The following is a 1,951-nucleotide window of genomic DNA, read 5'->3' as shown; positions in this document are numbered from 1 at the left end:
CATACGATCCGAACGCAATCGAGCAACTGGGTCAGCAGTGCTCTCACGTCCCGGCGGAGGGCTGCGCAAGGGAATGACATGACGGATCTCCAAGCTGCCGTCGTGAACGATGATGCGGTCGATGACCAGTTGCAAGAGAGCCTGCCGGTCCTCAAACGAGGCATCGTCCAGCCGGATCTCAACCCGCTCGCAGAACGCCCTCAGATCGGTCATCACCGCCTGAGCCTTGCTCCGTTGGTCGCACAAGCGACGCTGCTGCTCGAGTTGAAGATCCAGGGCATGACGCTGGTCGGCCAATTGCCGGCGGCGGTCCTGCAGTTCCTCCAGGCTGATCACTTCCGTCTGGTAAGCATCCAGCAGGCGCCGGTCGCTCCGCGCCAACCCATCCAGACGGGTCCGAAGCTTGCGCTCGGTCTCCGATCCACGCGCCGCAGCCTGACCCGCTTCATCGGCAAACGCCTGGAATTGGGCAAGCAGCCGATCAGGATCGCCGAGAAGGCTACGGACATGGTCCCACACCGTTCTCTCCAGGTCATCAGCCTTGACGTGAGCCCGTGAGCACGGCGCAGGGCGGGCTGTCGCGATGCAGTCCTTGCCGGCGCATTTATAGTAGCGGAGCGCGCCCTTGGCCCCTTTCTGGCTCACCCCGTGCATCGCCAGGCCGCATTCGCCACAAGTCAGCAGGCAGCGCAGCAGATAGTTATGCTTCTTGTTGTTCCGGAACGACAAGGTTGCGTTGCGCGCCAACTGGGCCTGGGCCCGGTCCCAGATCTCCTGGTCGACCAGCGGCGGCACCGGGATGGCGATCCACTGCTCCCGCGGTCTGATGACGCGATACCCCATGCCCGCGTAGCCGGGCTTGCGGCTGCGCGGTTTGCGGGCCGGCCGGTACTCATAACGATTGGAGTAGGCGGTTCCGGTATAGACCGGATCGGACAGGATGTGGTGGACCGTCGAGGTCGACCATGGCCGCCGGCCACAGCGTGGGAACCATGGCCCGAAGTTCAGCCGGCGGAGGATCTGACGCAGGGTCAAGGCCTCCTCGGCAAGCCAGCCGTAGAGCATCCGCACGACCTCGGCCTCGGCCTCATCGACGATGAGCTGGCCAGCGGCCCCCTCATGGCGCGGCAGATAGCGGTAGCCGTAAGGCGCCCGAGCGCCGATGAACTGGCCGGCCCGGGCCTTTTGCAGCTTGCCGCGCCGAAACCGCTCGCTCAGCAGAGCGCGCTCGTATTCGGCGACAGCTCCTTGGATTTGGAGCAGGAGTTGGTCTCCCGGATCATCGGAGATGGCGCGGTTGAGAAACTCCACCGCGCACCCTGCTCGCCGGAATTCCTCGAGCAACAGCACCTGATAGGCATAGCGGCGGGCCAGCCGGTCGGGGGCGAGAACGCCGACGACATCAATCTCCCCGTCGCGAACGGCATCGCGCAGGGCGTCCAGCCCAGGTCTGTCGAGACGCGAGCCGCTGTAGCCTTCGTCCCGAAACACATGGAGGTCGCTCAAGTCGTGGTTGGCGGCTCCAGCCCAGCGTCGCAGTCCATCGAGTTGGCTGTCGATAGTTTGTTGGCGCTCCTGGCGTTCGGTGGAGACACGGGCATAGATGGCGGCGCGCATGGGGCTCCTCCTTCAGTCATTGGGTGAGAACGGGTGGGATCGCTCGCCTGCCGTTCAGGCACAGTCGCCTGAAGCAGGTGGCGGTAGGCACGGGAGAGACGATCGGGGCCATCAGGCGTGCGGACGAAGATGGACTGGATTGTCCAAACCCGTGCCGCTGATGGGCCTTGGGTTCGCGGCATGGGCACACCTCGTTCGGATGGACCCCATGAACCCTACCACTGTCGCGCTGGTGGCCCCGACAAACGGGAGCGGCGCGGCTTGCTGGTCGCCACCCACCGGAACGAAATCCTGGTGCCAAACCGCAATGCATCGATTGCGTTCGGATCGTGCA

Annotated in this window: 1 protein-coding gene; it reads right to left on the bottom strand. The window is 64.7% G+C overall.

Going from position 1 to position 1,951, the window contains the following annotated elements:
* A partial coding sequence (locus FS320_RS42430; RefSeq protein WP_152718527.1) for a recombinase family protein occupies positions 1-1,617 on the bottom strand: 1,617 nt, incomplete at its 3' end.
* Between the last annotated feature and the right edge of the window lie 334 nt (positions 1,618-1,951).

It is taken from the genome of Microvirga tunisiensis, assembly GCF_009296175.1.
Classification (GTDB): domain Bacteria; phylum Pseudomonadota; class Alphaproteobacteria; order Rhizobiales; family Beijerinckiaceae; genus Microvirga; species Microvirga tunisiensis.
The sequence above is the reverse complement of the archived record's forward strand: the minus strand, read 5'-3'. Positions and strand labels throughout refer to the sequence as shown.